Raw genomic sequence first — 26,775 nt, forward strand, 5'->3', positions numbered from 1 at the left:
CGTGCCAATTTTACCTGGTTTGGCACGCTGTTCTAATTAGGACCTTCTCTTGCGCTCACCCATCGTTAAAGAAGTCATCGGATCAGGTAGAGGGGGACAGTCTGGATGCGGATCCGCTGGCTGGCTTCAGGTCAGACCCGCGGAATCCACCCGCTTAAGACGGCCCCCCCGTCGGACGCGTTTTCCGCGGTGAGCTCGCCCCCATGGGAACGGAAGATGCGTCTGGAGATGGTCAGCCCAAGCCCCGTACCGCCGGTGCCTCGGTTTCTTGAGGTTTCGCCCCGGTACATGGGTTCGAAAACATGAGAAATATCGCCCGGGGCAAAACCTGGCCCTGTATCGCGGATGGTAAGAAAGAGTCTGTCTGCCTTGGCGTGCAGTTGGACTTTGATATCCCCGCCTTCCGGTGTATACCGCACGGCATTGTCTATCAAGTTGGTGACGGCGCGTTCGAGCAAGTGTGCATCTCCAGTGGTGAGACAGTCCGCAACGTGGCCGGCCGCACCGCTGCAGCGCCTACGGTCGTGGTCTGCCCCGTGGCCGTCGTGACCGCCGTCGCCATCGTTCCCACTGTAGCTGGGAAGTTCCAGATGCACGTGAACGTTTTTGGACTCAGCTTGCGGCCGCAGACTATCGGCCGCCTTCGTGATGACCTCGCACAGGTTCACGTCTCCGCGTACAAGGGTCTGCTCCATGTATTCGAGTTTCGTAAAGGCAAACAAGTCTGATACAAGTCTGTCGAGGTGATCTGCCTTTTCTTTACAGACGGCGGCATACTTGGCCACTTTCTCGGGAGAAGCGGCCACGCCTTGTTCCAAACCGTCCAGGTAGCCGCGCAGGGAAAAGAGTGGAGTACGCAGGTCGTGGGCGATGGCACCAATGAAGAAGCGACGTTCCTCCTCAAGCTTGGCCTGCTTCCGAAATGCCTCCCGAAGTCCCTCCGTCATGGTGTAAAAGGCTTTCCGGACCTGAGCAATTTCGACAGTGCGTGTCTGGGGAAGTTCAAAATCCAGATCGCCTTCGGCAATCTGCAGGGCCGCCTGGCTCATGGCTTCGAGTGGTCGAATGACGTTTCGCCGGCTTTGCCACCCGACGAAGGAGATGGCAAAGACGAGGGCGAGGAGTGCTGCGATGAACGCCATCGGATCGCCCGGGGGAGATGCGGATAATTGTACGGTCCCAAGCAGGCGGCCGTCCTGCACGACCATCACCTGCTGATCCCACATGCTGGGGTGGTTGGGAAAGTTCCCGGTCTCGAAAATTACTTGATTCGCCGGCGAACGGATCACGGCTTCAAGGCCTGCTTGGGAGAGTTGTTTTGTCACGCGTTGTTGCCACACCGGATTGGTCCAGTCCGTCGAGGATTGAGTCATCATTCGCGTGATGCTGGTCAATTGGGTCTGTTCAGCTTGACTCTGGCGAGAAGCCCACGGCTGCCATGTATGTGTGTCAAGTACATGCACAAACAAGTACACAAACCAGGGGAAGACAACGATGCCGAGAAAGCCGAGAGCCATGTACTTTCGAATCTTCATTACACAGCCCCTCCGTGCTCAGTTCCCCGGTGCCCCGTCCCATCTGGCAAAGTCCCCCCGTGTCCCGTCCCATCTTGCACAGTTCCTTCGAATCGATATCCGACACCCCAGACGTTGGAGATGTACTCGGGGTGGTTTACGTCGCGTTCAATCTTGTCCCGGATCCGCGCGACGTGCACCCGAATGGTGTGTTTGTCTCCGACGCCCTCCCAGAAGTTGTTTAAGAGGTATTCATAGGTGAACACTTGGCGGGGCCGGCCAGCGAATAGACAAAGCAGTTCGTATTCTTTTGGCGTAAAGGAGACGATCTCTCCGCCAACGCGGACTTCGCGGGCAGCGAGATCGATGACGAGTCGACCGTAGTTGAGTACGGCGCTGCGTGCACTCGCCGAGGAACCAAAGCGGCGCAACACAGCCTTGACGCGTGCGACCACTTCAGCCGGGGATGCGGTCTTCACGATGTAATCGTCTGCGCCGAGGCCGAGGCCGCGGATTTTATCGATATCATCATCTCGTGCACTGAGAAACAAGATGGGGACGTCACTCGTCTGTCGGATCTGTCGACACAATTCGAAGCCGTTCTGGCCCGGCATCATGATGTCGAGGATGATACAGTCAACGGCGGTACTGCGCAGCACGTTCAGCGCCTCGCTTGCATTACACGCGGATTCGGCAGCGAATCCTTCATTCTCCAAAAAGTCGCGCATGAGGTCTACAATCGCTTGATCATCATCTACGACAAGAACTGTTCTCGTCACCATCACCACGAACCCCTCGCCATTATCTATCCGTACTGTCGATATTGGTCAGTGTAGCACGATCCGTTGCCAGATTTATTGGCCTTCTGCGGTTGTGCTCAAACTGTGACGTGTTGTTGATCGTTTCTTGACGATTTCATCCTCTGGATTGAGACACGATGTCCTTATCCTTGTGAACGTGAAGTTCAAATCCACTTTCACCAGGGAGGAAGATATCCATGGCATGGCACGCTGCACATCCGGGGTTCTGGTTTTTTCCATTTATTCCGCTCGTCTGGATTCTGTTTTTTGCACTCTGCTTTGTTGGGGTAAGACTTATCTTATTTCGCAAGTACGGTCGGCACCCTGGAGGACGATGTGGGGGTTACGATAGGTCTTGGCAGGGCGGGGAAGAGCCGGAGGAGATTTTGAAACGTCGGTTTGCAAATGGTGAGCTGACGGAAGAAGAGTACAAGAAGGCGAAGGATGTGCTGAAGCAGTAGGAGTTGTCATGCATCGTACAGATGCATGCCTGTCATTGCAAGGGAGCGTGCCAACCCGCGGATTGGCACGCTGTTTTCATTCAGCGACCATCACTTCGCTGATGTGCAGATAGAAGAAAGGGCGTTACATTACACCGATTCCGTCGTTTGGGCTGCGGTTACTCTTCTTTTGCTCGTTAAAACTGTATAGGAACCGATAGCAAGCAAGCTCGCCGTCAAAAGGATGATACCGAGCGGCAGCGCGGAGTATTCACCTGCAATGCCCACCAGTGGCGAGCTGACACACCCTAATAAAAACGGGATCACGCCAAGCAAAGCAGAGGCACTGCCCGCGATGTGCCCTTGGGATTCCATGGCTAAGGTGAACGCAACCGGACCAATGGTTCCCATGGAGGCCACATAACAAACGAGTGGAATGACAAGAGCAAACAGTGGTCCATGCGTTAGAACCACAACAAGCGCGACGATCGTTGCGATGAACGACAAACCCAACCCGAAATGGAGGATCCGATGCTCTGGGATCCGTCCTGCTAGTTTGCGGACAACTTGTGAGGCTGTGATTAACACGATTCCGTTTAGTGCAAAAAGCATAGAAAACACTTGCGGAGAAACTCCGTAAATTTTTTGGTACACAAACGGTGTCCCCGCGACATAAGCGAAGACACCCCCAAGCATAAAGCCTTGTGCTAACACGTAACCCATAAATACTCGATTTCCGAGGAGCGTCTTAAAGTTGCCGAACATCTCGCCAAAATTGCTGCGGATCCGTTTCTCTACCGGTAAACTTTCTTTCAGTCTCCAGATGGTTGTTATGGACAGGATGAATCCGAGTGTCCCGAGCAAATAGAACACGCCTTCCCATTTGGTGAACGAAATGACCGCACTCCCTGCAAGGGGGGCAAGCAAAGGTGCGACGCTGCTCATGACGCTGATCAAAGCGAAGAACTTGGTGAGTTCCGTACCGCTGTAAGTGTCACGAGCGATCGCACTGGAAACCGTTCCTGCTGACACCGCAAACCCTTGCACAAAACGAAGGGCGATAAAAATTCCGATATTCGGAGCAACAGCACAGCCAAGCGAGGCAAGACAGTAAATCATCATGGCGATGATGAGTGGTTTTCGTCTGCCGTGGACATCACTTAATGCACCCATGGTGATTTGTCCAAGCGCTAACCCCAATAGACAAGCCGTCAAACTGACCTGGATGGTCGAAGCACTCGTTCCAAAGAACGTCATCATTTGCGGAAACGACGGCAGATACATATCAAAGGTAAACGGTCCTAAGCCAGAGAACATGGCTAACATGAATGCGAATCTAAGGTGATGTTTGTTCGATGTCATTCTGAACTCCCATTCTGAATGATTTCAATAAGCCAACAAGCCAACAGATGTTAACTATAAACCATCTGTTTTTCCTGATCTATAAGAGAATTAATCCCATTCCATGCCTCATTTGTTGCCCCACGTCTCTTACAAATGGGTATTTGATACAAGATATAGGCCTTTACGAGCGTGAAGCCTGTTTCATAAGTCTATAGCAACCCGCGGCGACGGCGACGGAGGAGTGCTGTGCCCAGAAATCTAGTTTGATCTGGGCATGTGCTGAAACTAGGTTCGCGGTGTGTACATGTTTCCTTCTGAATGGAGGTGGGGCGAGTGAACGACTTCAAGAAAGACATTCAGAACCTCGATCTGGGCGACTTACACGCAGAAAAGTTGAAACCAACGGACAAGACGGGTAAATATGACACCGTGCTTGTTCAGTGCGGCGGCTGTGCTCGGTGCTACCGCTGCGGTGGATGCTATCGCTGTGGTGGTTGCGGCGGGTGCTTTGGTTGCTTTGGGTGCTTTGGCTGTTTCTTCTGGTAAGACATGGACACTGTAATTTGCAAAAAGGGAGCATCACTCGGAGGTCCTCGCTGCCCATAACCCGCGGCGGGGATTTCTCTTTGTCAGCACCAACCCGGATGACCAAACCGGATGACCGAACCGGATGACCGAACCGGATGACCGAACCGGATGACCGAACCGGATGACCGAACCGGATGACCGAACCAGCACCGAATCGGATCGCCGTCGATATGATACTAGGAATTGATCTGTGCTTCGGACTATTGCGATGACTCGTCGGGTGTGAGAGAGCGGTCGCCGAGAGCCCCGTGGATCCGAAGTCCGTTTTGCTGAAGGAGGGTCCGCATGAACGGTGTCCAGCCTTGGATGAAACTGAAAGTCAATGCAGACACGTTTTTTCTCCCAGACCAGGATGGGGCAGTCTACTTTCGAAATAATGCAGGTTCATTTCGCATGAACGGCACGGCGATCCTATCCTGGCTTGAAAAGTTACTGCCCGTGCTGAATGGAACAGAGTCGCTCTTGAGTTTGACAGACGGGTTGCCACGGCCGTATCAGGAGCGGATCTACGACATTGCTGGCATCCTCTATGAAAACGGATTTGTTCGTGATGTCAGCCACGATAAGCCCCATCAACTTGCTGACGAGGTCCTTGAGTACTATGCACCCCAAATTGAGTTTGTCGATAATCTGGTGGGTTCTGGCGCGTATCGCTTTCAAAACTTCCGGAACGCGAAGATTTTGGTCATCGGATCCGGTGAAACACTGCCTTCACTCGTCAGTGCGCTGCTTGAGTCGGGACTCAAGACGGTCAACCTGGTGGTTGCAAACGACGCCCCGAACGCTCCCAATGCCACCAATGCCACCAATGCCACCAATGCTCCCATTTCCGGGACCCCCATTGATGACTCACGTCTGAAGGAAATCATCGCCTTCTACCAAAGCCAAGATGCAGAGGCAGAGGTGAACGACCTGTCAGATGCGATGAAGTACAGAGGAACGCCTGCCCTGCAGACAAATGCCTCCGACCGTAGAAACAATGAAGGAGCCTCTGAAGAAGCCTCTGAAGATAACGCTGAAGACAACGCTGAAGACAACGCTGAAGACAACGCTGAAGACAACGCTGAAGACAACGCTGCTGTGCAGAACCGCGATCCTTTGCGAGACATTGTGTGCCAAATGGACGCGGTCATCTACTTCGCTGAACGGGGAGATGTAGAGATTCTGCATCGGCTCGAATCCCTCTGCCGAGAACTGCAAAGAGGTTTCTTGCCCGCCATTTGTGTGAACGGAGTCGGGATAGTCGGGCCAATGGTTCCGAATGGCGTGAACGGAGAGATCCAGACGCCACCCGCTTGGGATGCCTGGGACGCAGCTTTTCGACGGATTCACCAGCCGGTGTTCGAAAGTCGCCTTGAAGTGAGCACGTTTACTGGCACGGCAACAGCGGTGCTTGCGAATGTCGCTGTGTTTGAGCTTTTCAAGAGCATCACAGGCGTGAGTGATGAAGAGGCATATCAACGTTTCTATATGCTGAACCCAGAGACGCTAGAAGGAACCTGGCACGAATTTATCCCAGCGCCATCGTTGCAAACGATGGATCATGCGGCGTCGGTCACGCCTATTCAAGACCTTGAAGCGTTGCTGCTGCCAGAGGCTGGCGGAGATGACGGCGGCGATCTGCTCGCCTACTTCGCGCAGATCACAGATGCAACTTCGGGTATCTTCCACGTCTGGGAAGAAGGAGCCCTTTCGCAACTGCCGCTCTCGCAATGCTGTGTTCAAGCGGTCGATCCGCTCTCGAAGGGTCCCGCATTTCTACTCGACGAGATGGTCGGTGTAGGCCTGACGCATGAGGATGCTCGGCGCGAGGCGGGCCTCGTCGGCATCGAGGCCTATATCGAGGCTTATGTGGAGCGGATCGTCGGGGTTAGAAAGAGGATCAAAAACGAGTCCGCCGTCGGTGTTGGAGCGGGAGCGACACTTGCAGAGGCGGTGGGACGCGCGATGGTTTGGACTCTGGCCGCCAAACTGCAACAGACGTTGCAGACCGGGGCGTTGGATGTACAACCGATTGAACTTGGTGCGGTCAAGGACGAGAAGGCCCAGTTTTATTTGACAGCGCTTCGGGATGCAGGGGTCGAGCCTGTGATTGCACGGAGCGAAGACGCCTTTGGCTTTCCTGTGGCATGGGTTGGTCTCGGGGAAACAGGCCCAAGTCGAACTGGGGTGGATAGGATCGAGCTGGACCAAACCGGGCTGGACCAAACGGGGCTGGACCAGACCGACTTGAATAGAACTGGGGTGGTCCAAACTGGCGTGGTCCAAACCGGCCAGCATAGGACGGATGGTCGATTCGTTGGGAGCGTCGGACTGAACTTCAAAATGTCGCTGCAGCGCGCATTAGAGCAGGCACTGTATTTGGTGAGCAATCCGAAGGTCGACTGCCCGCGGGGACTTGCGGTCGGGACGGTGTCTGCCACTGCCGTTAACGTTGTGGCGAACGAGATGTCGACCCCGCCCATCGACATCGAGCCGTGGACCGGCTTTGACGGCAAACAGGTGCTCGAGGCGCTTGCATCATTGACTGCGACAGGGCACAACGTCGAAGTGTTTGACCTAAACTTGGAACCCTTTTTGACAGACGTTTTGGCGGGCGTCGTCGGCGTCTCCATCCGAGAGGGGGGCTCAGCGTGACTGCCCATGTCTTGGTTGTCGGCGACGGTGTTTTCGCAGATATGGTCTGCAGACGCCTTCTGGAAGAGAAGTTGTGCCATCTATCGCGGCAGTCGGACTTCTCAAGCAATGTCCCGCCCGATCTCGATTTGGCCCTGGTGCTTGACGACGCTTGGCACCCGGCGGCGCATATTGCGGCGGAGCAGGTCTTTCGGGGGCGCGGGATCCCATGGTTGCGAGGCTTTGTGTCGTTTGGCACCGGGGTTGTTGGACCCCTGGTTCGCCCTTCGCACGCAGGGTGTTCACAGTGCGCTGACTGGAGAACATTGATGACGGAATCGGATCGGCGGGAAATGCTCCAGATTCGGATGCAGCTGGGAAACGGCGGCGTGGTTCTGGCGCGAGATGTGTGGGGCACGCGAACTGGTCTCACGCAGATGGCGATTTTGCTCATACGCGAGGTCGGGCAGGCACTGCGGGATGTCGAGAACGACAGCAGCGTCATCGACTGTGAGGCATGCAGCGTGATCGACCATCTCATCTGCGTCAATATGAAGACCCTCGAAACCACGCGGCACTTCGTTTTGCCGAATGCCTCCTGCCCGGTCTGCGGCGCGCTTCCGGAGGACACTTCAGACGCAGCCGTGATTCAACTTGAGCCGAGTCCGAAGCTGGATGCGCAGAGCTATCGCAGCAGGTCGATGGATGATCTGCAGGAGACTTTGGTTCACGACTATTTGGATTCGCGATCGGGATTGTTTAACGCAAAGGTACAGGACCTCATCACGCCGTATGCAGCGGTCAGCATCAATCTGCCGCTCATGATGGGGGATGAGGGGACCTCAGGCCGGTCGCACTCGTACAAGGAATGCGAACCGATTGCCATTCTCGAGGGCCTTGAGCGGTTTTGCGGACTCGAGCCTCGCGGAAAGCGGACGACTGTGGTTGATTCGTACGCCAATCTTCAGGCCGACGCACTGAATCCGGCATCCGTAGGCCTTCATGAGCCAAGCCAGTATGCACGTCCAACCTTCCCGTTTCAAGCCTTGTCGAAGGACCTCCCAATGGAGTGGGTATGGGGCTATTCCCTGACGAAAGAGCGCCCCATCCTGGTTCCGAAGCAGCTCGCATATTACAGTCTCGGCTGCGATGGCGGGTTTGTGTATGAGACCTCAAACGGCTGTGCCCTCGGTGGCACGAGGATGGAGGCTGTTTTCCACGGTATCCTCGAGGTCGTTGAGCGCGACGCGTTTCTTCTCACATGGTACGCACAGTTGCCGCTGCCGAGGGTGGACTTATCGTCGTACCCGGACAGCGAGTTGCAGTGGATGATAGCGAGGCTGCGAACGGTCGCGGGTTACGACCTTCACTTTTTCAACGCGACGATGGAAAACGGGATCCCGACGGTGTTCGCGATTGCGAAAAACCGCCGCTCCTACGGTCTCAACCTAATGTGCTCGGCAGGGTCGCATGTCGATCCGATGCGTGCCACCAAATCTGCGATTCAGGAGACGGCCGGCATGCTGCTTCGCTTTGATGAGAAGCTCGAGACAAAGCGGGCAGAGTACTTGCAGATGTTGCGCGACTCCTCGTATGTACGCCAAATGGATGACCACTCGATGCTTTACGGGCTGCCAGAAGCGGAGGAACGCTTGGGGTTCTTGCTCCGTGAAAAGCGGCCGGTGCAGTCGTTCGAGGAAGCATTCGGCGTGGGGAATAGTTCCGGGGAGGCCAGCGGCACAGGGCCCGCAAATGAGGCGGATAGAGTCGGCGCGGCCAATGGCACAGGGCCCGCAAATGGGGCGGATGGAGTCGGCGCGGCCAGTGGCACAGGGCCCGAAAATGGGGTGGATGGAGTCGGCGTGGCCAGTGGCAGGCACCGCGACTTGACGGATGATCTGAAGGATCTGCTCGCCGTCTTTCGTCGCCTGAACATGGATGTGATTGTGGTCGATCAGACGTCTCCTGAGATTTCCAGAAACGGGCTGTCCTGCGTGAAGGTCATCATCCCGGGCATGCTGCCGATGACATTTGGTCACCACCTCACGCGCCTCGAGGGCCTCGACAGGGTTCTGACGGTCCCCATGAAACTGGGCTACACAACCAAGCCGCTCAACCGCAAAGACCTAAATCCTTATCCGCACCCATTTCCATGACGGATTTGAGACTGGAGTGAACAACGTGGAACTCGACGAATTCCTATACAACCTCCATTTTGACATCGACAAGGTGCGCCCTGTCTCGCTTGAGGTGGACTGGGAGGATGCACCGCTTCCCTTTAAGCTCTATCAGGGGCTGCCTCACGTACACCTGTCACTCGATGTCCCTCTCAGTCTGCCTGTGGATGGTGGAAAAGCACCTGACGTGAAGGACGTTGGAGATTTGTGTTGGTATAGTTATGGACTCACGCAGCTATGTCATGCGCTGCCGCCATTTTTAGGCGGGGGCACGGGAACGGGTGCAGATGCCGTGGAGACAGATGCTGTTGGGACAGATGTCGATGCGGCGGGGCTCCAACACGGACAATCCATGGCAGACCCAACGATGCAGTTGTTGCGCCGATACGTCCCGTCCGGCGGGGGACTGTACCCGAGTGAACTGTACGTCTACCTGACCTTAGATAGGCTCGTGCACGGCATCTACCACTACGACGTCGCACATCACCGATTGGTTCTCCTTCGAGAAGGAGACTTCGACGCCTATCTGGAGCGGGCGCTTGGCCATCGGATCGGCATACCTAAGTGTTTTGCAACATTCTTTGTGTCCACGATGTTCTGGAAAAACTACTACAAATATCACGACTTTTCCTATCGGCTGCAGGCGCTGGATGCGGGGGGCCTCACCGGTCAGTTGATGGAGGCAGCGAGACATGTCGGATACAAGTCGACGGTCAGCTTTCAGTTTCTTGACCGAGCCGTCAATCACTTGATTGGATTGAACGATGAGGAAGAGTCCGTGTATGCGGTGATCTCGTTCTCGGCAGAGGGAAACGAGGCCGGTATCGGACAGAACAGCGAAACCGCTGTAATGCTGCCCGACGAAGAGGTTGCCGCGGAGCTCTGTGCTGAACTGCCTCCGCTGAAGCATCGACACTTTGTGAAGTCCAAGCGGATCGCCAAGTACCCTTTGCTTGTCAGGATGAATCAGGCGTCCATGAATGAATCGACGCGTTCCTTTGGGCCTCTGCCTAAGGTTTGGAAGAACGATGAAGGCGAGCCAAAGGAGGACCAAGACTTCATTGCAGGAACTGGGGAGGCGTTAACGAGGGCTTCGGGAGTTCACGCACCTCGCCCGCATACTCAGAAACAGGTCTGCTTGCCTAGGGTTGATCGGCTAGATTACGATTTTGCTGCGGCCTGTCGCAGGCGATTTTCTCCGGGTCCGGATTTTGTACATGGACGCCTGCAACTTGAGAAACTATCCCATTTGTTCGCGGAGACTGCTGCAGCGCTAGACGAGCGAGGGATTGAGTCGCGCGTATCGATGGGTGTGTGTGTACATGGCATTGACGGACTGAATGACGGGGCCTACATCTATGATGCGACTGCGCACACGCTGAAGTTGGTTCGCGCCGGGGATCATCGGCTTCGATTGCAGTCTGGCATGTCCATGCCAACAGTCAATTTCTTTCATGTTCCTGTCTGCGTACATTTGATTGGCTGCACGGATGGCTTTGGGGACTTTGGCTATCGGGGATACAGATTGCAACAACTCGAGGTCGGGATGGTTCTGCAACGTCTGCTCCTGACGGCATCTGCACTGGGGATGAATGGCCATCCGCTGCTTGGTTACGACGAGAGCGACTGCGATGACATTTATGGAATACAGTCGACAGGTTATACCTGTCTCATCGAGGTCCCCGTCGGATTCTATCGCAAGACTTCCAGGTTTGAGGGTCCGTTGCGGGTGTAAGTGAGGTTACAGGTCCAGGGGATGACCGGGACCAGGGTGGCTCGGGTGGCTCGGGTGGCTTGGGTGGCTGCTTGTCACCGTGACTTCAGGGATTAGAAAATTGGAGGCCCATCCCGTTTGGCGGGATGGGCTTCAAATCTTGCCTTGGAAGGGCCCACGAATCGGGTCCGAACGTTCCAATTCGGGTTCGAACGCTCCAATAAGGATGCTAACGAACAAATCTTCCTTTGTAGCTCAGATTTCATGTTTCCGGCTGAAGTTAAGGCACAAAATTTCCCTTGTGGTCTCAGTTTACCCTGGTTTCAGGGGAGTGGACCCTAAGAACGGACATCTTGTTCGTTAATTAACTGCATCGTGCGAGAAATCAGGCATCAACGAACAAATCTTCCCTTATGACTCAGCAATGACTCAGCAATGACTCAGCAATGACTCAGCAATGACTCAGCAATGACTCAGCAATGACTCAGCAATGACTCAGCAATGACTCAGCAATGACTCAGCAATGACTCAGCAATGACTCAGCAATGACTCAGCAATGACTCAGCAATGACTCAGCAATGACTCAGCAATGACTCAGCATCGCGGCCTGGCCTCAAGCGTCTGAAGCGCCTCAGGTAAGGAGCAGGTAAAATTGGATCTCAACTCCTCGTGACCACTTCACTCATTCCGTTTGTTCCGAACTGAGGGCATCAAAAAAGAATTGAAGCACATCCATCGTCCGGGAACTCGCGCGCTTTTGCATCTGGTTGTACATCGTCTGGTCCGGCAACTGCCGAAACAGCTCGTGACTGGGGCCGCCAAGCGCGTCGTTGGTGTTCACCTCGATCAACCAGAACTGACGCTTTGCGTCCATGGCCAGGTCGATCCCGACTTCGTCGATCTGACTGTAGTCATCAAACAGGCTGCTAATCCTTGTGCCAATTTCGACGAGTTTCTGCTTGAGTACCCCAATCTCGTAAGTACTGACCGACAGCAGTCTAGGCACGGCCGCTTCAAATGGCAACACCTGTCCGTGGCTGATCCCCACGTTCGATACGATGCCCTGCCCACCTACACGAACGAGTTCTCCTGCATAGACCCAGTTGCCGTCGATATCTCTCTGCATATGAACGCGGATGTCGCATGGATAGCCGCTGTATGAAACAGCAGGGATGGCCTCCTGAACAATGGCAGGGACTCCGCTGTAGTGCTTGAGGACTTGTGCCACAGTTGCCTTTATAGAACTGCGTTCCTGAGTCACCCAAACCATTGACTTACCCCGCTGTTCCATGACGCTGATGTTCGATCCGCCCCATGTCCCCGTTGGCTTGACGTACACCCGGTGATATCGATTTAAAAAGGTCCTCAGGTTCGATGCGGACAGACGGGCGGTATTTGGCAACCTGCATGGGCCAAGGTTCTCACCCCGAAGCAACTTGTACATCTCCCATTTGTCAAAGCCCGATCGCTCTTCATCAATCCGTGCCTTCCCCATATCAAGGCCTCCTCAACGTACGCCACCTGTACGAAAGATCGTATTCTCGATCACGTTTGTACGGTGCTTGTTTGCACTGTAGTGGGCAGCCGATAGTGAGTGAACGGAGGTGGTTGGATCGCCACAATGCCTTCTTACCCGGCGTGTGAACTGTGTATAGGCTCTTTGTATGAAATTACGCCCCAGTGAAACGATAAGGTTGCTGAATTCAGACATTTTTTGCTCACACATGGGCTCACACATGGATTTAGACATTTTTTGGCTCACACATGGGCTCAGTCCATACATGGGTCCATATATTCGAACGGGGCGAGCAAGGATCTGCGGCCTTCACGCAAAGGGACTTCCATTTCCATAGAAACGCGTTCCAGAGAATCGTGCAACAGGACCTGCAACTTCCACGCAAAGGGTGTCGCTGCATGAACGACCTTCAGTTGTACGGAAATATCTTCTATGAACCGGGAAGTCACAAATGGACTGGTTCAGGTGTGGGATGGTGGATAGAGAAGAGCCACGAGAACAGTGCAAAAATCACGTTTGAGGAACGACTTTGGTTCGATCCGGACAGGCCATCCCACAAGCGCAGCTATCAGCTCGCACTCAGCAACATCAACCAGTACGGCGACATCGAAGTCTACAACATGGACGAAGATGGCTTCTTTCTGCGTTGGATGGGTGTTGGAACGGAGATGTGCGAGGCATCGTTTACCGTCCGGGGTCACCAAAAGAGCTTCGTTCCCGATGACAGGAAGCTGACCAATGAAGAGAGTGTTGCTGACGTTTACGCCGCTGGACTGCTGTTTCATTACGAGGCTAAGTACGGCGTTGTCACCGTGATGGGTTCGGCCACCATCCAGTGCAAGGAGATCGCTGAAGAGAGTTTAGACATCTTGAGCAGTCATGTCGCTTACTATCAGTCCGCCATCGAGAAAGAAGATGATACCCTCGGCAAAGAGCTTCTCGCGGACAAACTGTCGAAAACACAAATCCGAATGGAACGACATCGAACCATCGTCGAGCGAAGTGCCCGTTACTGGGACTCCGCCAAGAAGTTCGGAGAATTATGGGGCAGGTACGCGGCGGAGGAACAAGAAGAGGCTCTCGGTGGATGCTACATTCCCATCTGTACAGGCGGCGGGCCGGGGATCATGCGCGCGGTGGCTCAGGGTGCGAGAGAACAGAATGCGCATGTGGTCGGTATTGACTGTCAATTCGGTTACGACAACTTCTTCGACCTCAAGGACAGCTATTCGGTTTATTCCAATCAGCGCCTGCGGATGAACAACTTCTCTATCCGAGAAGGAGTGCTCATCAACTATTCGCATGTCATCCTGTTTTGGCCGGGGGGATACGGTACTGCGTGGGAGGTGTTTGAAACACTGTCGAAAATTTCGACCAACCACCTGCGGCGTCGGCGAACAAAAGCCATCTTTGTACATCAAGATTACTGGGAGCCAATGTTTCGGTTTATTGACGAGATGCGCGCATTTGGTGCCATCAACAGCTATGGCGATCGCATTAAGATCCCAGGCGTCGACGACGCGCTGCCGGATGAAGCCTATATCGCCGAAGTCGTTGATACGGCAGAGGAGGCGTTCGAGAAGACACGGGCGTTCGTTGAGGAGCTATATGCACGAAACATGTTAACGCTAAGAACCTGAGAGAGGGAACCCGGTTTCCGCATCAACGACGATATGAAGCCTGCAAAATCTGATCCGTAAGGGGATGGTTTACTTGGACGACGCTCAGAAACGACGACAGTTGGCTGCCTATATTGGAAAGCTTTTTCGTGACAGTTTTGGGAAAGGTCCAGAGGGTGTATATGTATCTTTCGGCGGTCCCTTTTTTACCGTCTACATGACGAACCTGATGTCGGCAACAGAACAAATTCTAATGGACCAAGACCAGGAAGAAATCATTATGTCTACACGCGCGAAACTGATGCAGAAGTTGATTCCGGAGATTAGGGCAAACGTTAAATTAGAAACAGGGATTGAGTTGCAGGAAGTGTATTATGACTGGGGACTGCACAATCGCTCGGGTATGATTACTGGGATTGCACACGAAACATTTGGTGCGATCCTCACGGAAGACTATCAGGGCAAAGAACAGATCCATGAGGAAATCATAGCGATTAGCCAACGGGCCCAGAAGGCACCCGAGAAAATAAATTCATATCAGCTGAATCCAAGAACGATTGTGGTGATTCGCAGTGGAATTTTGGTGATGATTGAGAAGGAACTCATTCGAACGGGCTACGAAATTCAACTCAAATACACAAAAAGAAATTTGGAACAGCGTTTTCTCCATAACAATAGCCACTTTGAAGTGATTTTGGATAGAAAAGTCGTCGACTTGTTTGTTGACTGGGATTTCGAATTTGACAAAAGTGTGATATTATTCGTCGTGAGCGACATACATAGTCCGGTGGAAATGAGCTAGACATGGAGCTAGACATGAGCCGAAAGAGCGCCGTAGGTGCTTTTTCGGCTTTTTTGCGTTCTGTGAATCGCAGATGTTTAGCGCCAGGATGCGTCAGCCGCGATTTTTAGATTTGCAATGGATGATACAAACCAAACTATACAAATACGGGAATGGAAGTAACCCACCCGTCTCTATGAGGGATGATTTTCCTTGGACGAATTACAACAAAGGCAACAGCTGGCTGCATACATCGGCAAGCTTTTTCGTGACAGTTTTGGGAAAGGTCCAGAGGGTGTGTATGTATCTTTTGGCGGGCCAATTATCACTGTTTACGTTCGAAACCTGATGTCGGCAACAGAACAGATTCTCATGGAGCAAGACCAAGAAGAAACCATCATGTCTATCCGTGCGAAATTGATGCAGAAACTGATTCCGGAGATTAAGGCGAACGTTGAATTCGTGACGGGAATTGAATTACAGGAAGTGTATTATGACTGGGCCTTGCAGAACCGTTCGGGAATGATTGTTGGTATCGCACGTGAAGCATTCGGTCCGGTTCTTGCAGAAGACTACATGGGGAAAGAACAACTGCACGATGAAATTAAATCGATCAGCCAACGTGCCCAAAAAGCTCCTGAGAAGATGAATTCGTATGAGTTGAATCCAAGAACGATTGTGGTGGTTCGCAGTGGAACTTTGGTCCTGATCGAGAAGGAACTCATCCGAACAGGCTATGAGGTCCCGCTAAAGTACACAAAAAGAAATGTGGAAAAGCGGTTTCTCCATAACAATAGCCACTTTGAAGCCATTTTGGACAGAAGGGTTGTCGACTTGTTTGTGGATTGGGACTTCGCACGTGATAAAAGTGTGATTGTATTTGTACTGAACGACATGAACAATACGATGGAAATGAGTTGAGTCGAAAGATCGCCGCAGGCGGTTTTGGAAGTTCATTGCAAAGAGAGCGTGAATACTTTCATATGTCAGCCTCACAATTCCGCGAGAATCCATTGAATCGTATCGTTGCTGATGGATTGATGAGATTTTTACAGGTTGAAAAGCTTGCAATGATTGTGGTGTGCACGGACTCAGGGACGTGGTCAGGCACTAAGAAGGCCTTTGATATGCTCGCACTAGAGTACTCAATGGATTGGTTTGCTGTTGATACGTTACTAACCAATGTGCATCCGAACGATAGAGACCGGATCCGGCATGTCATGTGTGATTCGTCCTTTACTCAAATGGATATTGAACTTCGAATCGTGGCAGGTCATGGCTTGCGGCGTCATCTTCGGCTTCAGCTTGAACCCGATGAACGAGAACAGTCGCGAAAATTCGGTATGTTGACTGATGTTACAGCGGAGAAACAGGACTGGGGAGCGGTTATCCAGTCACTGAAACAACCTTTTATCCAATGTGACGGTGATGGATACATCAATCTCTGGAACGACGGTGCAAAACAGATGCTGGGTTACTCGTCGTCTGAAGCCATCGGGACACGAGTCTGGGATCTGTATCATCCTGACGACGTCGACTACGTCCGAAATGTATTCTCGAGCCTTGTGGCAGGAAGCACACTGGATCGCTTTACATGTCGGATCACGCTTGCGAGTGGGAATTATCGATGGGCAGAAACAAGTGTGCAGTGTCAATTTGACGGTGCTGATACTTTGCTGCGGGTCATTTTGGTGCTTACCGACATGTCAGAGCAGATGTCCCTTCAAGATTCACTCGAATCTGTTGTTAGAATGGCACATATTGGGCACTGGGAGCGTGACCTTGCTACCAATGTTCTGACGTGTTCACCTGAGATGCAAAGGATCGTTGGAATCCCCAAAAGATATATAACGTACGATGAGTTCATGGAAAAGGTACACCCAGAGGACATCCCAATGCTCAAACTAAGGACAAAGAGGAGCATTGAATCGGGGGCTCCCGTCAATGAACTGTATCGCGTTCGCCGATCCGATGGCGGCATTCGATACCTCCACAGTCTTGCTGAGTTGATTTTGGACAACGAAGGCGTAGCAAAACGGCTCGTCGGTTCGACTCAGGATGTGACTGAGCTGACCGTAGCCGAGAAGCAACTCCACGAAGAGGAGAAGCATTATCAGAATCTCGTTGCCAACTCCATGGATGGGATTGTGATTGTCGAAGACGGAGTTTGGACGCATGTGAACGAAAAAATCCGCGAGATGTTTGGGGCATCATGTGAAACGGAGTTATTGGGACGTCAACACATCGAGTTTTTACACCCTGATTACCATGACGAGTATATGGAACACACACAAAAGGTGCTGCAGGGCCACCCATTGGCTGCGGTTGAACAGAAGTTTATCAAAATGGATGGACAGATGTTTCTTGGGTCTGTCGTTGGAGTGCCGTACACCGACACGGCGATTCAACTCATTATAAGAGATGTTTCAGATCTTCACGCCGCAAGCCAACTCTTGTTGAAGTCCGAAAAACTGTCTGCCGTTGGCCAACTTGCGGCAGGAATTGCACATGAAATTCGCAATCCGCTGACATCACTAAAGGGGTTTACTCAACTTTTGAGTAATTCTTCCGCTGGTAACAAAGGCAAGTACTATAACATCATGCTGATGGAATTGAATCGGATTGAACTCATTTTGAATGAAATGTTGCTGTTGGCAAAGCCGCAGGAGCCTGTCTTTAAAGAACATGACATGGGGGAGATTTTGGACGAAGTTATCGCCCTTCTGGAAGCACAGGCGCATCTGAAAAACGTAACAATTGACAAACAAGGGCTTAGTCGATGTTTTGTACACTGCGATGCGAATCAGCTCAAACAGGTCTTTATAAACCTAATCAAAAATGCAATTGACGCGATGTCACAAGGCGGCATTCTCGCTGTGGAGCTTGGGATGGATGGCCATGAGGTACGAGTTCGAGTCAAGGATGAAGGAGACGGAATCCCGGAAGACATCGTCGACAAACTTGGCCAGCCATTCTTTACGACAAAACCAAAAGGTACAGGACTTGGCTTAATGGTCACGCACCGAATTGTCGAAACGCACGGCGGCAAACTGCAAATCGTGAGTGAGGTTGGTAAAGGGACACTCGTTGAGATATCGCTTCCGCAGAAAAAGGCGAATTAAAAGGATGAGAACCACAGAGAGTTTTCCCTGTGGTTCTTTTATTTTTTAGACTGCAGAAATTCTTACCCAATTTGTCCGAGGGCTTGAATCAAAAGCGTACCATTTGGACTGCCGAGTCCCGTGCAGGCATCCCAGCCGGGGCCCGCGGGATATACCTGGCCTGTCTGATTAGGGTCGTTGTTCCCTTGCGTAATGTCGTGAAAGGCATTGTCTTGCGCTGGGATGCTGTACAACAGCGGATTGATGTACCCAACAGGTTTTCCTAGTGTTTGGTTTGCGAGGGCAACGAGTCCCGCCCAAAGCGGTGCTACTGCACTGGTTCCGCCAATCGGGAACTGCTGGCCATCGACGAGGACTTGGTAGCCTGTAGCGGGATCGGCATCACCAGACACATCCGGCACACCGCGACCGGTTCCTGCTCCCGGGTTCGCGGAAGGTGGGACATTGGCCTTCTGTTGCCAACTTGGCACCGGAAATACTGAACTGACACCGCCGCCTGTGGCACCTCCGTTTGCACCGTCATTCCATACCGTCTCGCTCTCAATGGTGCTGCCTGAACCGACCAGATGCGTTCCGCCGCAAGCGAGTGCGTACGGGGCGGAGGCGGGGAAGTCGACATGGAAGCTCCCGTCATTGACACCGTCCGTCGATCCGTTGTCCCCTGCCGCCACGGTGATGGTGACGCCAAGCGCCGCTGCACTCTGCATGGCGTTGTTCATGGCTTGCATCGCCTGTGTTGTCCATGACATCTCCGGGCCACCCCAACTGATGGAGATGACAGACGGCTTATTGGTCTTGTCATGGACCGCTGTTGTGATGGCATCCAGGAAACCGGCATCGGTGTTTGGGGCGAAGTAAACCGCAATGTGTGCGCCCGGGGCGACGGATGCGGCGACTTCAATATCGAGATCGACCTCTCCATCTGGCCCGTTTGGGCTGCCAGTCGGCTGGTTTTGCCCACCGTCCACACTGACGGATGTAATGGTTGGTGTGGGTACGCCAAGGCTCGCAAAGTACTGGTCGAGGTTTGACTTGCTGTATCCGCCGCCAAGCTCGATGATGCCGATGCATTGGCCGCTGCAATCAACGTTGGTTGGGAAGTTGTAGAGTGCGGCGACTTGGGTTGGGGTATAGGAGATAGGAGCAGCCAAGGCATTCGACCGAACAGCTGCCTCTTGATAAACGCGAAAATGCGGTTTCGCTTGTGGACGGTTGTCGAGACCGAGCACGCCTGTGACGATATCCGTCAGATGTGCCGGGATATGAACGGGCCCGTCGTACCCGCGGTAGGTGAAGTCTGGGTGCTGGTAGTTTCCAAGCTGGACGTGAAAGGCCTTGTTAAACGCCCCGGCAGTTCCTGACACATGCACTGTTGCTGCAGCTTTGTTGATCCGCTCCACGCTTAAACCCTGTTCTGTGGCAAAGGCAGTTACAAGATTGAGATCATCATCGCTAGCCCCATGACTCGCCTCAAACTCATCATGCGTCATGTGTTTACGGTTTGCGGGTGGAGTGGTGCCGAGTGCTTCAACGTGAGCGGTCAGTTCGTCGGCTGAAGGCCGTCGCAATTGAAGGGTGACAGACAGGACTTCGTTGTCGTCTGTGTGCCCTGCGTGTGTGGCTCCCGGAACGATAGCCCGCGCACTGCCTGTAACGGGAATATACTGTGGGGAACCATTCGTCGATGTGAAATTAGTCTCGTCCATGCACATCATCTCCTTTTCGAATCGGGTCAAGAGAAGTGCGACGACTGAGTCTCCATCATAACACACGGAATATTAAAATTTTTGGCGATGCATGTCTAATTTTACCACGATATTTGGGAGATTTCAGGCGTCTAAATCGGATCGGTATGATGTACACTTAACTTACATAATTTTCACGCTTTTTACACAACATAACTTTATCGAAATATGTTCTCACTGGAGAGCGATTATGACCCGCACCAGAATCGCACTGTCATTGTGTCTTTAGCACCAGTCTTAGGGTCAGTTCCTACATCGACGACTCTGCCTGAGCGGGCGAAGAACCTCTGTTGGCCAGTTCCATCGCAAGTTCAAGCAGTTCAGGGGAATACACTTGATACGCCACCTTGCCTTTGCGGGGCTGGTGCTTGATGACGTCGATGTTCAGGTCACGTGGAATCAGCACGAAGCGCTGATCGATGCCACGTTGACTGACCCGGACTGTATACGTTCGTCCTTCTCTATCCAAGTATCCCTGCTTATGTTGATACAGGAACTTTGCTGCGTTCCAATGCCGGATAAAGTCCTCCTTATCTTTCCCAGTGAGTTCAGCTTCATGAACCGTTCTGACTTCGGAATCATGACTGAATCCAGCCTCGTGCGTCATGAAAATGGTATCTTTGTCTGTCAACGTAGGATGAAGCTGGAATCTCGACATCACCCGTTTGACGATAAAGGTCGGAGGCGTCATAAAAAAGGACAACAACACAAGTGCAATGAACACTGGAATGTACCATGTCGGCAACATGTTCAAAGCCTCCCCAGATACGCCCAAGCCATTGAGGAACGTGTTGACTCCCTCTTTGAGGACGATTGTTGAAGAGTATTATTGACTCGTCGCGTAGGGAGATACTTGTCTGATGACTGATTCCACCCATATCACTCACCGCGATAAAACTGGAAATCAGCGCAAAAAAACAGCGCCTGCCGTTTGGCGGGCGCTGTTGCAGATGTGTCAAGCTAATGCGACAGAAGCAGGTTAGAGCTGAGGTTAGGTTAGGCTAGGCTGCTGCAGGAGGCTGGAGCTGCGTGAAACCAGCTTTGCAGCAGGGCTGGACAGGCACGCAGATCTGTCACGGCTGAAACCCAGTGATGCTTGTGAGGGGGATAGCGTCAATCGATCCGGTCTTCGTTTTGGGATTGCCAACCGGCTCATAAATGACATTGTTTACAACGACGGGTGCTCCATTCGTAAAGATTTCTCCGCTGGGCAACTGGTAGGTGCCGACGAGCTTTCCGCTCTGCTTATTAACCACGTATAAGTTGCCACCTGCACCACCGATGATGATGTCGTGTTTTAACACAACCGGTGCCTGGTTCGCAGAACCCTTCAGGTTTGTCTCCCAGATCTCTTTTCCGTTCGCAGCATTCACGGCATATAGCTTCTGTACGAACGGGCTGCCAAAGTAAACGATGCCGCCTGAGTACACCGGGGCTGCAGCTTCGTATTCCTCAGGCGTTGCTTTGAGACCGTTTGGCTCGGTAAATGACCAAACTTCTTTGCCCGTTTTGTCACTGAGCGCTGTCACAGTTTCTTGGTAATCCTGAGTCGACGCGTTGATGATTTTGCCCCACTGCGTAAACACAAGGCCACTGCCGACCGAGACGGGTGCATCATCGAGTCCCATTTGTGTCGTTGTGTAGGAACTTGTGTTGTCGTAGATAATCTGGTGGGTCTTCAGGTTTACGGCGATGCTTTGATACGGATCACCGAGATCGGCATACAGAACGTTATTCTTGACGTTGATGGATGCCATGCTGGCGACACCATTTACATCAAGGGTCCATTCGACTTTGCCGGTCTTTGGATTGATCGCCCGCAGAGTTCTGTCTCCACCAATCGCGTAGAGGACGCCGTTATAGAGATCGAATGAAGGCATGTTTTCCCCTTGCGTCGGAATCTGCCAGACGATTTTCCCTGTTTTGGCGTCGAGCGCGGCGATCACGTTTTTACCCGTCCCGCGGATTGAGGAAGATGCGTAGTTATTACCGCCTGATCCGACGAAGACAAGTCCGTCATACACCAGCGGCTCCGTCATCACGGGGTTATCAAAGGCAGTCTGCTTCCAGAGAAGCTTGCCATCCTTGGCACGGAACGCGTAGACCGCATTGTCGTTACTGCCGACATAAACGACGCCGTTCGCTACAGACACACCGCCGTGCGCAACGTTACCCATGGGCGCAGACCAGGAATAATGATCGTTCTCGACATTGTAGACACCGTTGTTGCCATGCGAGTTACCGTAACTGATCCACTGTGCGGGGAACTGGGGAGGCGGAGTTGGCTGACTTACGGCTGTATTTTTTGTTGCACTGGTCGTTGGAGAGATTTGGTTTCCGTTGCCTTGATTCGAGGTGGCACAACCGGTTAACAGACCCATCAAGGTTACGATGGCGATAAATGCTGGTGCGACTTTCGGCATGAACTCCATCCTCTCTGTATGATTATCGTTTTGTCGCAAGGCCAAAGTTCCGCCTCATGACTTGAAAACACATACCTCTGAGGCGGAATCACACTTACGACGCGACAGTATCTAACATATTTCGACTCACTAATTATTAGATTACCATGAGAGGCGGGAATGAATAAACCGTTTTTCAATTCCAGTTGTGCCAGCACCGTAGGTGCGGTCTTTACACGACAACTCCGATCGATGGCAAGCACCACAGATAAGCCTAGGTGTTCATTAGGGAAGCCTAGGTGCTCATTTTGTTTGGGCGCCGATTCGTCAAACCTCACGTTGACGTTAGGTTTTTATTTCGTTAGACTAAATAATCGAGAACAGAAATGTTGGGTTAACAAGAATTCGGTCAACGAGAAAATGGATAGGGGTGTGAGGACGGATTAGGCAAGGTGACCTTGTAAACAGGAGTTGTCACAGTGATGTCGGATGAATTGACGGTTGACATGGTGGTGAATCGGCTCGGCGTTACGCCCCGGACACTGCACTATTATGAAGAAGTTGGTTTACTGCCGAACGTGTGCAGAACCAGCGGAGGACACCGGGTTTATGACGAGGGCACCATCAAGAGACTGGAGCAGATTCTCGAGTTGAAACAGACCCTCGGTTATTCGTTGAAGGAAATCAAACGGATTCTACAAGTGGAGGGCGATCTCGATAAACTCCGCGAAACCTACCAAGCGGGCAACTTGGGGCACGATGCGCAGTTAGCATTGCTTGACGAGTACACGGAATTGCTTGGTGAACTCGCCGATCACATCGATGAACGGATCGATAAGATGCGCGAAGTTCAAAAGTCCTTCCACGAACGGCTGGATAGGACGAAAAAATTACGGGCCGAGATTGCATCCATAGAAGGTACGACAGAATGATACTCATGGCGTAAATTGTCGTCGAACCAATCTCAGAGAGATCGAACGAAACCTGAGAACTAGGAGAGTGGTGATCGGCATGATAAACACGGCCAACCATCCACACTACAAGTGGATCGCCCTGTCCAACACGACGTTAGGCGTGCTGATGGCCACTATCAATCAGACCATCTTGATTATCGCCTTACCTGTCATTTTCAACGGACTGCATGTGAATCCACTGAAGGGCGGGCAGACGGGCCTGCTTTTGTGGGTGTTGCTTGGGTTTAACGTCGCGACAACGATTTTGCTCGTGACACTTGGACGACTGTCAGATATGTTTGGGCGTGTTCGCCTGTACAACCTTGGCTTCCTCATCTTCACGATTGGGTCAGTACTTGCGGCCCTGACCTGGAGTAAAGGCACGAATGGAGAAATCGAGTTGATTATCTTCCGCATTATTCAAGGTATCGGCGGAGGGTTTCTGTTTGCAAACAGCGCGGCTATCCTCACAGACGCGTTTCCGGTCAATCAGCGAGGGATGGCCCTCGGCCTGAATCAGGTGGCAGCCATCGGCGGCAGCGTGATCGGACTGTTAGTCGGCGGAGTATTGGCTTACACCGGCCACTGGCGATGGGTCTTTCTGGTGAACGTTCCAATCGGAATTGCAGGCACGATTTGGGCATACATTGCGCTCAAGGAAGTGTCACGGAGGCAGCAGAACCAACGTCTCGACATTTGGGGGAACATCACCCTTGGCGTTGGTCTCCTTGGTGTCATGCTTGGATTGACATATGGAATCATGCCGTATGGTAGCCATACTATGGGATGGTCGAATCCTTGGGTTCTGACAGGGCTAATCGGTGGAGTCGTCGTCTTGATTCTCTTTGGAATTATTGAGCGGTACGTGGAACAACCGCTGTTTGACCTGTCACTGTTCCGGATTCGAGCGTTTTTGTTTGGAAACATCAGTGGTCTTCTAGCGGCTCTTGCACGCGGTGGTCTACAGTTCATGCTGATTATCTGGCTGCAGGGCATCTATTTGCCGTTGCACGGTGTTTCTTATGCAGACACGCCGCTGATTGCCGGTCTCTACACCCTGCCGCAAATGATTGGCTTTTTCCTGGCCGGTCCGCTCAGCGGTTATCTGTCTGATCGCTTCGGTGCACGGGCGTTTGCCACGATCGGTATGCTCATCAGTGCGGTTGGCTTCTATTTCCTCGAGACCTTGCCAGTCAACTTTAATCACTGGGTCTTCTGGGTGTACCTGTTCATTATTGGCCTAGGCATGGGCTTGTTTGCTTCGCCAAACAGCGCAGCGATTATGAACTCATTGCCGGCCAAGTACCGCGGGGTTGGATCCGGTATGCGTTCCACATTCATGAACGCGGGCATGATGCTCAGTATGGGCGTTTTCTTCTCTATTATGATCGCTGGTTTGGCACAGAAGTTGCCGAACGCCATGTCAACCGGCTTAATGAAGCACGGAGTACCGGCACCGGCAGCACACTTCGTGGCAAATCTGCCGCCGACATCATCTCTGTTTGCTGCACTGCTCGGTTACAACCCATTGCAAAACCTGCTTGGTCCAGGCGGAGCGAATGTTCTAGCTCATCTGCCAGTCCAGCAAGCCCATTACATTGTTGGCAAGATCTTTTTCCCGACGTTAATAGGCGGTCCATTCAAGCATGGGCTGTCGCTCGTCTTTACGATGTCTCTCATCATGTCTCTCATCGCAGCTGCAGCTTCGTTGCTTCGCGGAAAGCACTTTATCCACAAGGACGAAGACGAAAACACCCCGCCTGGGCAACCAACGTCTTCGGATGATCGTGTGGTCCGACTCGAAGGCCGAGATGGGGGGCGTAAGCCGAGTCGGACGGTGACTTGAAGGCAGAATGCGTCGACAAGCTAGTCCAGGCAACGATTGTTGGAACGGTTGTTAAAGTGGTCGCTGGAAGGGTCGTTGGAAGGGTCGTTGGAAGGGTCGTTGAAATTGCGCAAATGGCGTTCTGTATTCGAAGATACAGAACGCCATTTTATTTGAGGGGTGTGTTGTGTGACGTAAGGCAATACGTTTTTGCTATTTACCCTCTACCACGACAAACTGCCCAGTAAACTCGGGCTTATCCAACCCGCTTGGGTCGGACATCATTTGGAATTTCCCCTCTGTCCAAGGTGAAAATCCAATATTGGTTACGCCTCCCGGAGCCAGATCACTGGAAAAGATACGGTAGTAGGGAATTGAAAATTGATGGTTTTGGTGTCCATTGTTCACGACATGAATTTGAACTGGTCGATTCAGCGCTACAAGGATCACGCTGGGCGAAAACCCATGGTCCGTGATTTGTACGTTCACTTGTCGTACGCCCGCATAGGCAGAGAGCGGCGTGAACAATAGCCACATGGCGGCGCCCACGGAGAATAGAATCCCCCGTGCCGCTTTCAGATGTCGTATGCTATTTCCTTCCCTGTTTGGTTCCCTGTGTCGTTCGCTGATCTGAACTACTCTTTTCTCTCCGATTACTACATCTTTTGTTTTTTTCTCTTCAATTGCCATATCTTCTGTTGTCCCGCCAGTTGCCATGTTCGTCGTCAGCCTCCTTGTTCTCGGTTCTAGTTTGTATTTGGCTGAATCGGATCATGCACTGCTACCAACTTGTTTTCTCTTGTGGCTCGTCTATTTGGTGAATCTGATGGGTATGCCTTGCAGCGGATAAATACCTCGTAATGCGGGAATCCTGACTCCCCTCGAGGTGATTTTATTGAATTACACCAGTGTTCCTAAAAGGCTGGTATCCTTATTTGTCCTTCTGGCATGTGTTGTTGTTCCTCTACGACAGGTAGAAGCGGCGCCGAAAAAAGTCATGTACTTTACCTTTGACGACGGTCCGGGAGCTATCTATACGCCGCAGATTCTAGACATCCTTCGACGTGAGAGGGTGCACGCAACGTTCTTTGTCCTCGGAAACCGCTGTAAGGAGCTTCCTGGAGTCGTACGCAGGATCCAAAATGAAGGCCATGAACTTGGAAGTCACGGCTACGACCACCGTAATCTTGCCAGTGCACCATTTCCGATTGTCAAGTCCGAAATTACATTGGCTGACACAGCGATTGAGCATGTTGTGGGACGGAAGCCCATTTATTATCGTCCGCCATTTGGAGCGATTGATCGGAGGGAAATTCCCGCTATTCGAAGAATCGGCCACAAGGTGAGCTTTTGGACAGTCGATTCAGTTGATTGGAGTGCGACATCGGCATCAACCATTGTACAGAACGTTGAACGGGCCGCAGGACCTGGATCTGTTGTACTGTTTCACGACGGGCTGAGTACGAGCCGATTTACCATACAGGCTTTACCCATTTTGATCCGGTATTATCGTGATCGGGGATATGAATTTAGAACTTTGTAGAATTGAGAGGATATTAGAAATCGGCAGCTGAGTTTCAGCTTCTGGTTGGAGGTGTATATCAAAGAACGGCCAGCAT

20 protein-coding genes are annotated in these 26,775 nt (G+C 52.3%); 12 read left to right on the plus strand and 8 right to left on the minus strand.

The window, feature by feature from the left end; translation table 11 throughout:
* Nucleotides 1-131: 131 nt before the first annotated feature.
* On the minus strand, nt 132-1,535 hold the full coding sequence (locus AN477_RS12405) for a sensor histidine kinase (protein WP_054969484.1): 1,404 nt from the start codon (nt 1,533-1,535) through the stop codon (nt 132-134).
* A complete protein-coding gene (locus tag AN477_RS12410) occupies nt 1,535-2,296 on the minus strand; it encodes a response regulator transcription factor (RefSeq protein ID WP_083486241.1) in 762 nt (253 codons plus the stop codon). The genes AN477_RS12405 and AN477_RS12410 overlap by 1 nt, the downstream gene beginning before the upstream one ends.
* Before the next feature lie 215 nt (nt 2,297-2,511).
* On the opposite strand from AN477_RS12410, the gene AN477_RS12415 reads away from it, so the two are divergent.
* Complete coding sequence (locus AN477_RS12415; protein WP_054969485.1) at nt 2,512-2,775, plus strand: SHOCT domain-containing protein; 264 nt, start codon at nt 2,512-2,514, stop codon at nt 2,773-2,775.
* A gap of 129 nt (nt 2,776-2,904) precedes the next feature.
* On the opposite strand, the gene AN477_RS12420 is transcribed toward AN477_RS12415, so the two are convergent.
* Nucleotides 2,905-4,116 (minus strand): multidrug effflux MFS transporter, encoded by a 1,212-nt coding sequence (locus AN477_RS12420; RefSeq protein WP_054969486.1) that lies wholly within the window; start codon nt 4,114-4,116, stop codon nt 2,905-2,907.
* Between the two features lie 300 nt (nt 4,117-4,416).
* Here AN477_RS12420 and AN477_RS25905 point away from each other — a divergent pair, with 300 nt between their 5' ends.
* The 4 genes from AN477_RS25905 (at nt 4,417) to AN477_RS12435 (ending at nt 11,214) form a co-directional block, all read left to right on the plus strand.
* Nucleotides 4,417-4,644, plus strand: coding sequence for a heterocycloanthracin/sonorensin family bacteriocin (locus AN477_RS25905; RefSeq protein WP_425388170.1), 228 nt, complete (start codon nt 4,417-4,419; stop codon nt 4,642-4,644).
* Nucleotides 4,645-4,971: 327 nt separating this feature from the next.
* The gene (locus AN477_RS12425) at nt 4,972-7,323 is read left to right on the plus strand and encodes a hypothetical protein (protein ID WP_054969487.1); all 2,352 of its coding nucleotides are present in this window, start codon (nt 4,972-4,974) and stop codon (nt 7,321-7,323) included.
* On the plus strand, nt 7,320-9,458 hold the full coding sequence (locus AN477_RS12430; protein WP_054969488.1) for a TOMM precursor leader peptide-binding protein: 2,139 nt from the start codon (nt 7,320-7,322) through the stop codon (nt 9,456-9,458). Before AN477_RS12425 ends, AN477_RS12430 begins: the two co-directional genes overlap by 4 nt.
* Before the next feature lie 25 nt (nt 9,459-9,483).
* Nucleotides 9,484-11,214 (plus strand): SagB family peptide dehydrogenase, encoded by a 1,731-nt coding sequence (locus AN477_RS12435; RefSeq protein ID WP_054969489.1) that lies wholly within the window; start codon nt 9,484-9,486, stop codon nt 11,212-11,214.
* A 661-nt stretch (nt 11,215-11,875) separates the two neighbouring features.
* Here the strand turns inward: AN477_RS12435 and AN477_RS12445 are convergent.
* Nucleotides 11,876-12,688, minus strand: coding sequence for a YheC/YheD family protein (locus AN477_RS12445; RefSeq protein ID WP_054969491.1), 813 nt, complete (start codon nt 12,686-12,688; stop codon nt 11,876-11,878).
* Between the two features lie 419 nt (nt 12,689-13,107).
* Between AN477_RS12445 and AN477_RS12450 the strand changes: the two genes are divergently transcribed.
* From AN477_RS12450 to AN477_RS12465, 4 genes are all read left to right on the plus strand, one after another.
* On the plus strand, nt 13,108-14,349 hold the full coding sequence (locus tag AN477_RS12450) for an LOG family protein (protein WP_054969492.1): 1,242 nt from the start codon (nt 13,108-13,110) through the stop codon (nt 14,347-14,349).
* 73 nt (nt 14,350-14,422) lie between these two features.
* Entirely contained in the window at nt 14,423-15,130 is a 708-nt protein-coding gene (locus AN477_RS12455) for a Na-translocating system protein MpsC family protein (protein WP_245631810.1), read from the plus strand.
* 192 nt (nt 15,131-15,322) lie between these two features.
* Nucleotides 15,323-16,030, plus strand: a complete 708-nt coding sequence (locus tag AN477_RS12460) for a Na-translocating system protein MpsC family protein (RefSeq protein ID WP_054969494.1) — start codon at nt 15,323-15,325, stop codon at nt 16,028-16,030.
* Complete coding sequence (locus AN477_RS12465) at nt 16,027-18,231, plus strand: PAS domain-containing sensor histidine kinase (RefSeq protein ID WP_054969495.1); 2,205 nt, start codon at nt 16,027-16,029, stop codon at nt 18,229-18,231. The genes AN477_RS12460 and AN477_RS12465 overlap by 4 nt, the downstream gene beginning before the upstream one ends.
* A gap of 62 nt (nt 18,232-18,293) precedes the next feature.
* On the opposite strand, the gene AN477_RS12470 is transcribed toward AN477_RS12465, so the two are convergent.
* From AN477_RS12470 to AN477_RS12480, 3 genes are all read right to left on the minus strand, one after another.
* Nucleotides 18,294-19,937 carry a S53 family peptidase gene (locus AN477_RS12470; RefSeq protein ID WP_054969496.1) on the minus strand — a complete coding sequence of 548 codons (1,644 nt, stop codon included), beginning with the start codon at nt 19,935-19,937 and terminating at the stop codon, nt 18,294-18,296.
* Between the two features lie 289 nt (nt 19,938-20,226).
* Entirely contained in the window at nt 20,227-20,724 is a 498-nt protein-coding gene (locus tag AN477_RS12475; protein WP_054969497.1) for a YfmQ family protein, read from the minus strand.
* Between the two features lie 325 nt (nt 20,725-21,049).
* Nucleotides 21,050-22,399: an outer membrane protein assembly factor BamB family protein gene (locus AN477_RS12480; RefSeq protein WP_169787887.1), complete on the minus strand. Its 1,350-nt coding sequence runs from the start codon at nt 22,397-22,399 to the stop codon at nt 21,050-21,052.
* Nucleotides 22,400-22,860: 461 nt separating this feature from the next.
* Here AN477_RS12480 and AN477_RS12485 point away from each other — a divergent pair, with 461 nt between their 5' ends.
* Together AN477_RS12485 and AN477_RS12490 are read left to right on the plus strand one after the other, a co-directional pair.
* The gene (locus tag AN477_RS12485) at nt 22,861-23,310 is read left to right on the plus strand and encodes a helix-turn-helix domain-containing protein (RefSeq protein WP_245631813.1); all 450 of its coding nucleotides are present in this window, start codon (nt 22,861-22,863) and stop codon (nt 23,308-23,310) included.
* Between the two features lie 79 nt (nt 23,311-23,389).
* Complete coding sequence (locus tag AN477_RS12490) at nt 23,390-25,177, plus strand: MFS transporter (protein ID WP_083486244.1); 1,788 nt, start codon at nt 23,390-23,392, stop codon at nt 25,175-25,177.
* A gap of 192 nt (nt 25,178-25,369) precedes the next feature.
* Here the strand turns inward: AN477_RS12490 and AN477_RS12495 are convergent, their stop codons facing one another.
* The gene (locus tag AN477_RS12495) at nt 25,370-25,873 is read right to left on the minus strand and encodes a cupredoxin domain-containing protein (RefSeq protein ID WP_054969500.1); all 504 of its coding nucleotides are present in this window, start codon (nt 25,871-25,873) and stop codon (nt 25,370-25,372) included.
* Nucleotides 25,874-26,051: 178 nt separating this feature from the next.
* On the opposite strand from AN477_RS12495, the gene AN477_RS12500 reads away from it, so the two are divergent.
* A complete protein-coding gene (locus AN477_RS12500; RefSeq protein ID WP_054969501.1) occupies nt 26,052-26,699 on the plus strand; it encodes a polysaccharide deacetylase family protein in 648 nt (215 codons plus the stop codon).
* Nucleotides 26,700-26,775: the final 76 nt, after the last annotated feature.

This window comes from Paenalicyclobacillus ferrooxydans (genome assembly GCF_001399675.1).
GTDB lineage: Bacteria > Bacillota > Bacilli > Alicyclobacillales > Alicyclobacillaceae > Alicyclobacillus_B > Alicyclobacillus_B ferrooxydans.

Excerpts from the sequence above, each read along its gene's own strand:
- AN477_RS12405 (WP_054969484.1), bottom strand. The coding sequence starts at position 1,535 with ATGAAGATTCGAAAGTACATGGCTCTCGGCTTTCTCGGCATCGTTGTC.
- AN477_RS12410 (WP_083486241.1), bottom strand. The coding sequence starts at position 2,296 with ATGGTGACGAGAACAGTTCTTGTCGTAGATGATGATCAAGCGATTGTA.
- AN477_RS12415 (WP_054969485.1), top strand. The coding sequence starts at position 2,512 with ATGGCATGGCACGCTGCACATCCGGGGTTCTGGTTTTTTCCATTTATT.
- AN477_RS12420 (WP_054969486.1), bottom strand. The coding sequence starts at position 4,116 with ATGACATCGAACAAACATCACCTTAGATTCGCATTCATGTTAGCCATG.
- AN477_RS25905 (WP_425388170.1), top strand. The coding sequence starts at position 4,417 with ATGGAGGTGGGGCGAGTGAACGACTTCAAGAAAGACATTCAGAACCTC.
- AN477_RS12425 (WP_054969487.1), top strand. The coding sequence starts at position 4,972 with ATGAACGGTGTCCAGCCTTGGATGAAACTGAAAGTCAATGCAGACACG.
- AN477_RS12445 (WP_054969491.1), bottom strand. The coding sequence starts at position 12,688 with ATGGGGAAGGCACGGATTGATGAAGAGCGATCGGGCTTTGACAAATGG.
- AN477_RS12450 (WP_054969492.1), top strand. The coding sequence starts at position 13,108 with ATGAACGACCTTCAGTTGTACGGAAATATCTTCTATGAACCGGGAAGT.
- AN477_RS12470 (WP_054969496.1), bottom strand. The coding sequence starts at position 19,937 with ATGGACGAGACTAATTTCACATCGACGAATGGTTCCCCACAGTATATT.
- AN477_RS12475 (WP_054969497.1), bottom strand. The coding sequence starts at position 20,724 with ATGTTGCCGACATGGTACATTCCAGTGTTCATTGCACTTGTGTTGTTG.
- AN477_RS12480 (WP_169787887.1), bottom strand. The coding sequence starts at position 22,399 with ATGCCGAAAGTCGCACCAGCATTTATCGCCATCGTAACCTTGATGGGT.
- AN477_RS12485 (WP_245631813.1), top strand. The coding sequence starts at position 22,861 with ATGTCGGATGAATTGACGGTTGACATGGTGGTGAATCGGCTCGGCGTT.
- AN477_RS12490 (WP_083486244.1), top strand. The coding sequence starts at position 23,390 with ATGATAAACACGGCCAACCATCCACACTACAAGTGGATCGCCCTGTCC.
- AN477_RS12495 (WP_054969500.1), bottom strand. The coding sequence starts at position 25,873 with ATGGCAACTGGCGGGACAACAGAAGATATGGCAATTGAAGAGAAAAAA.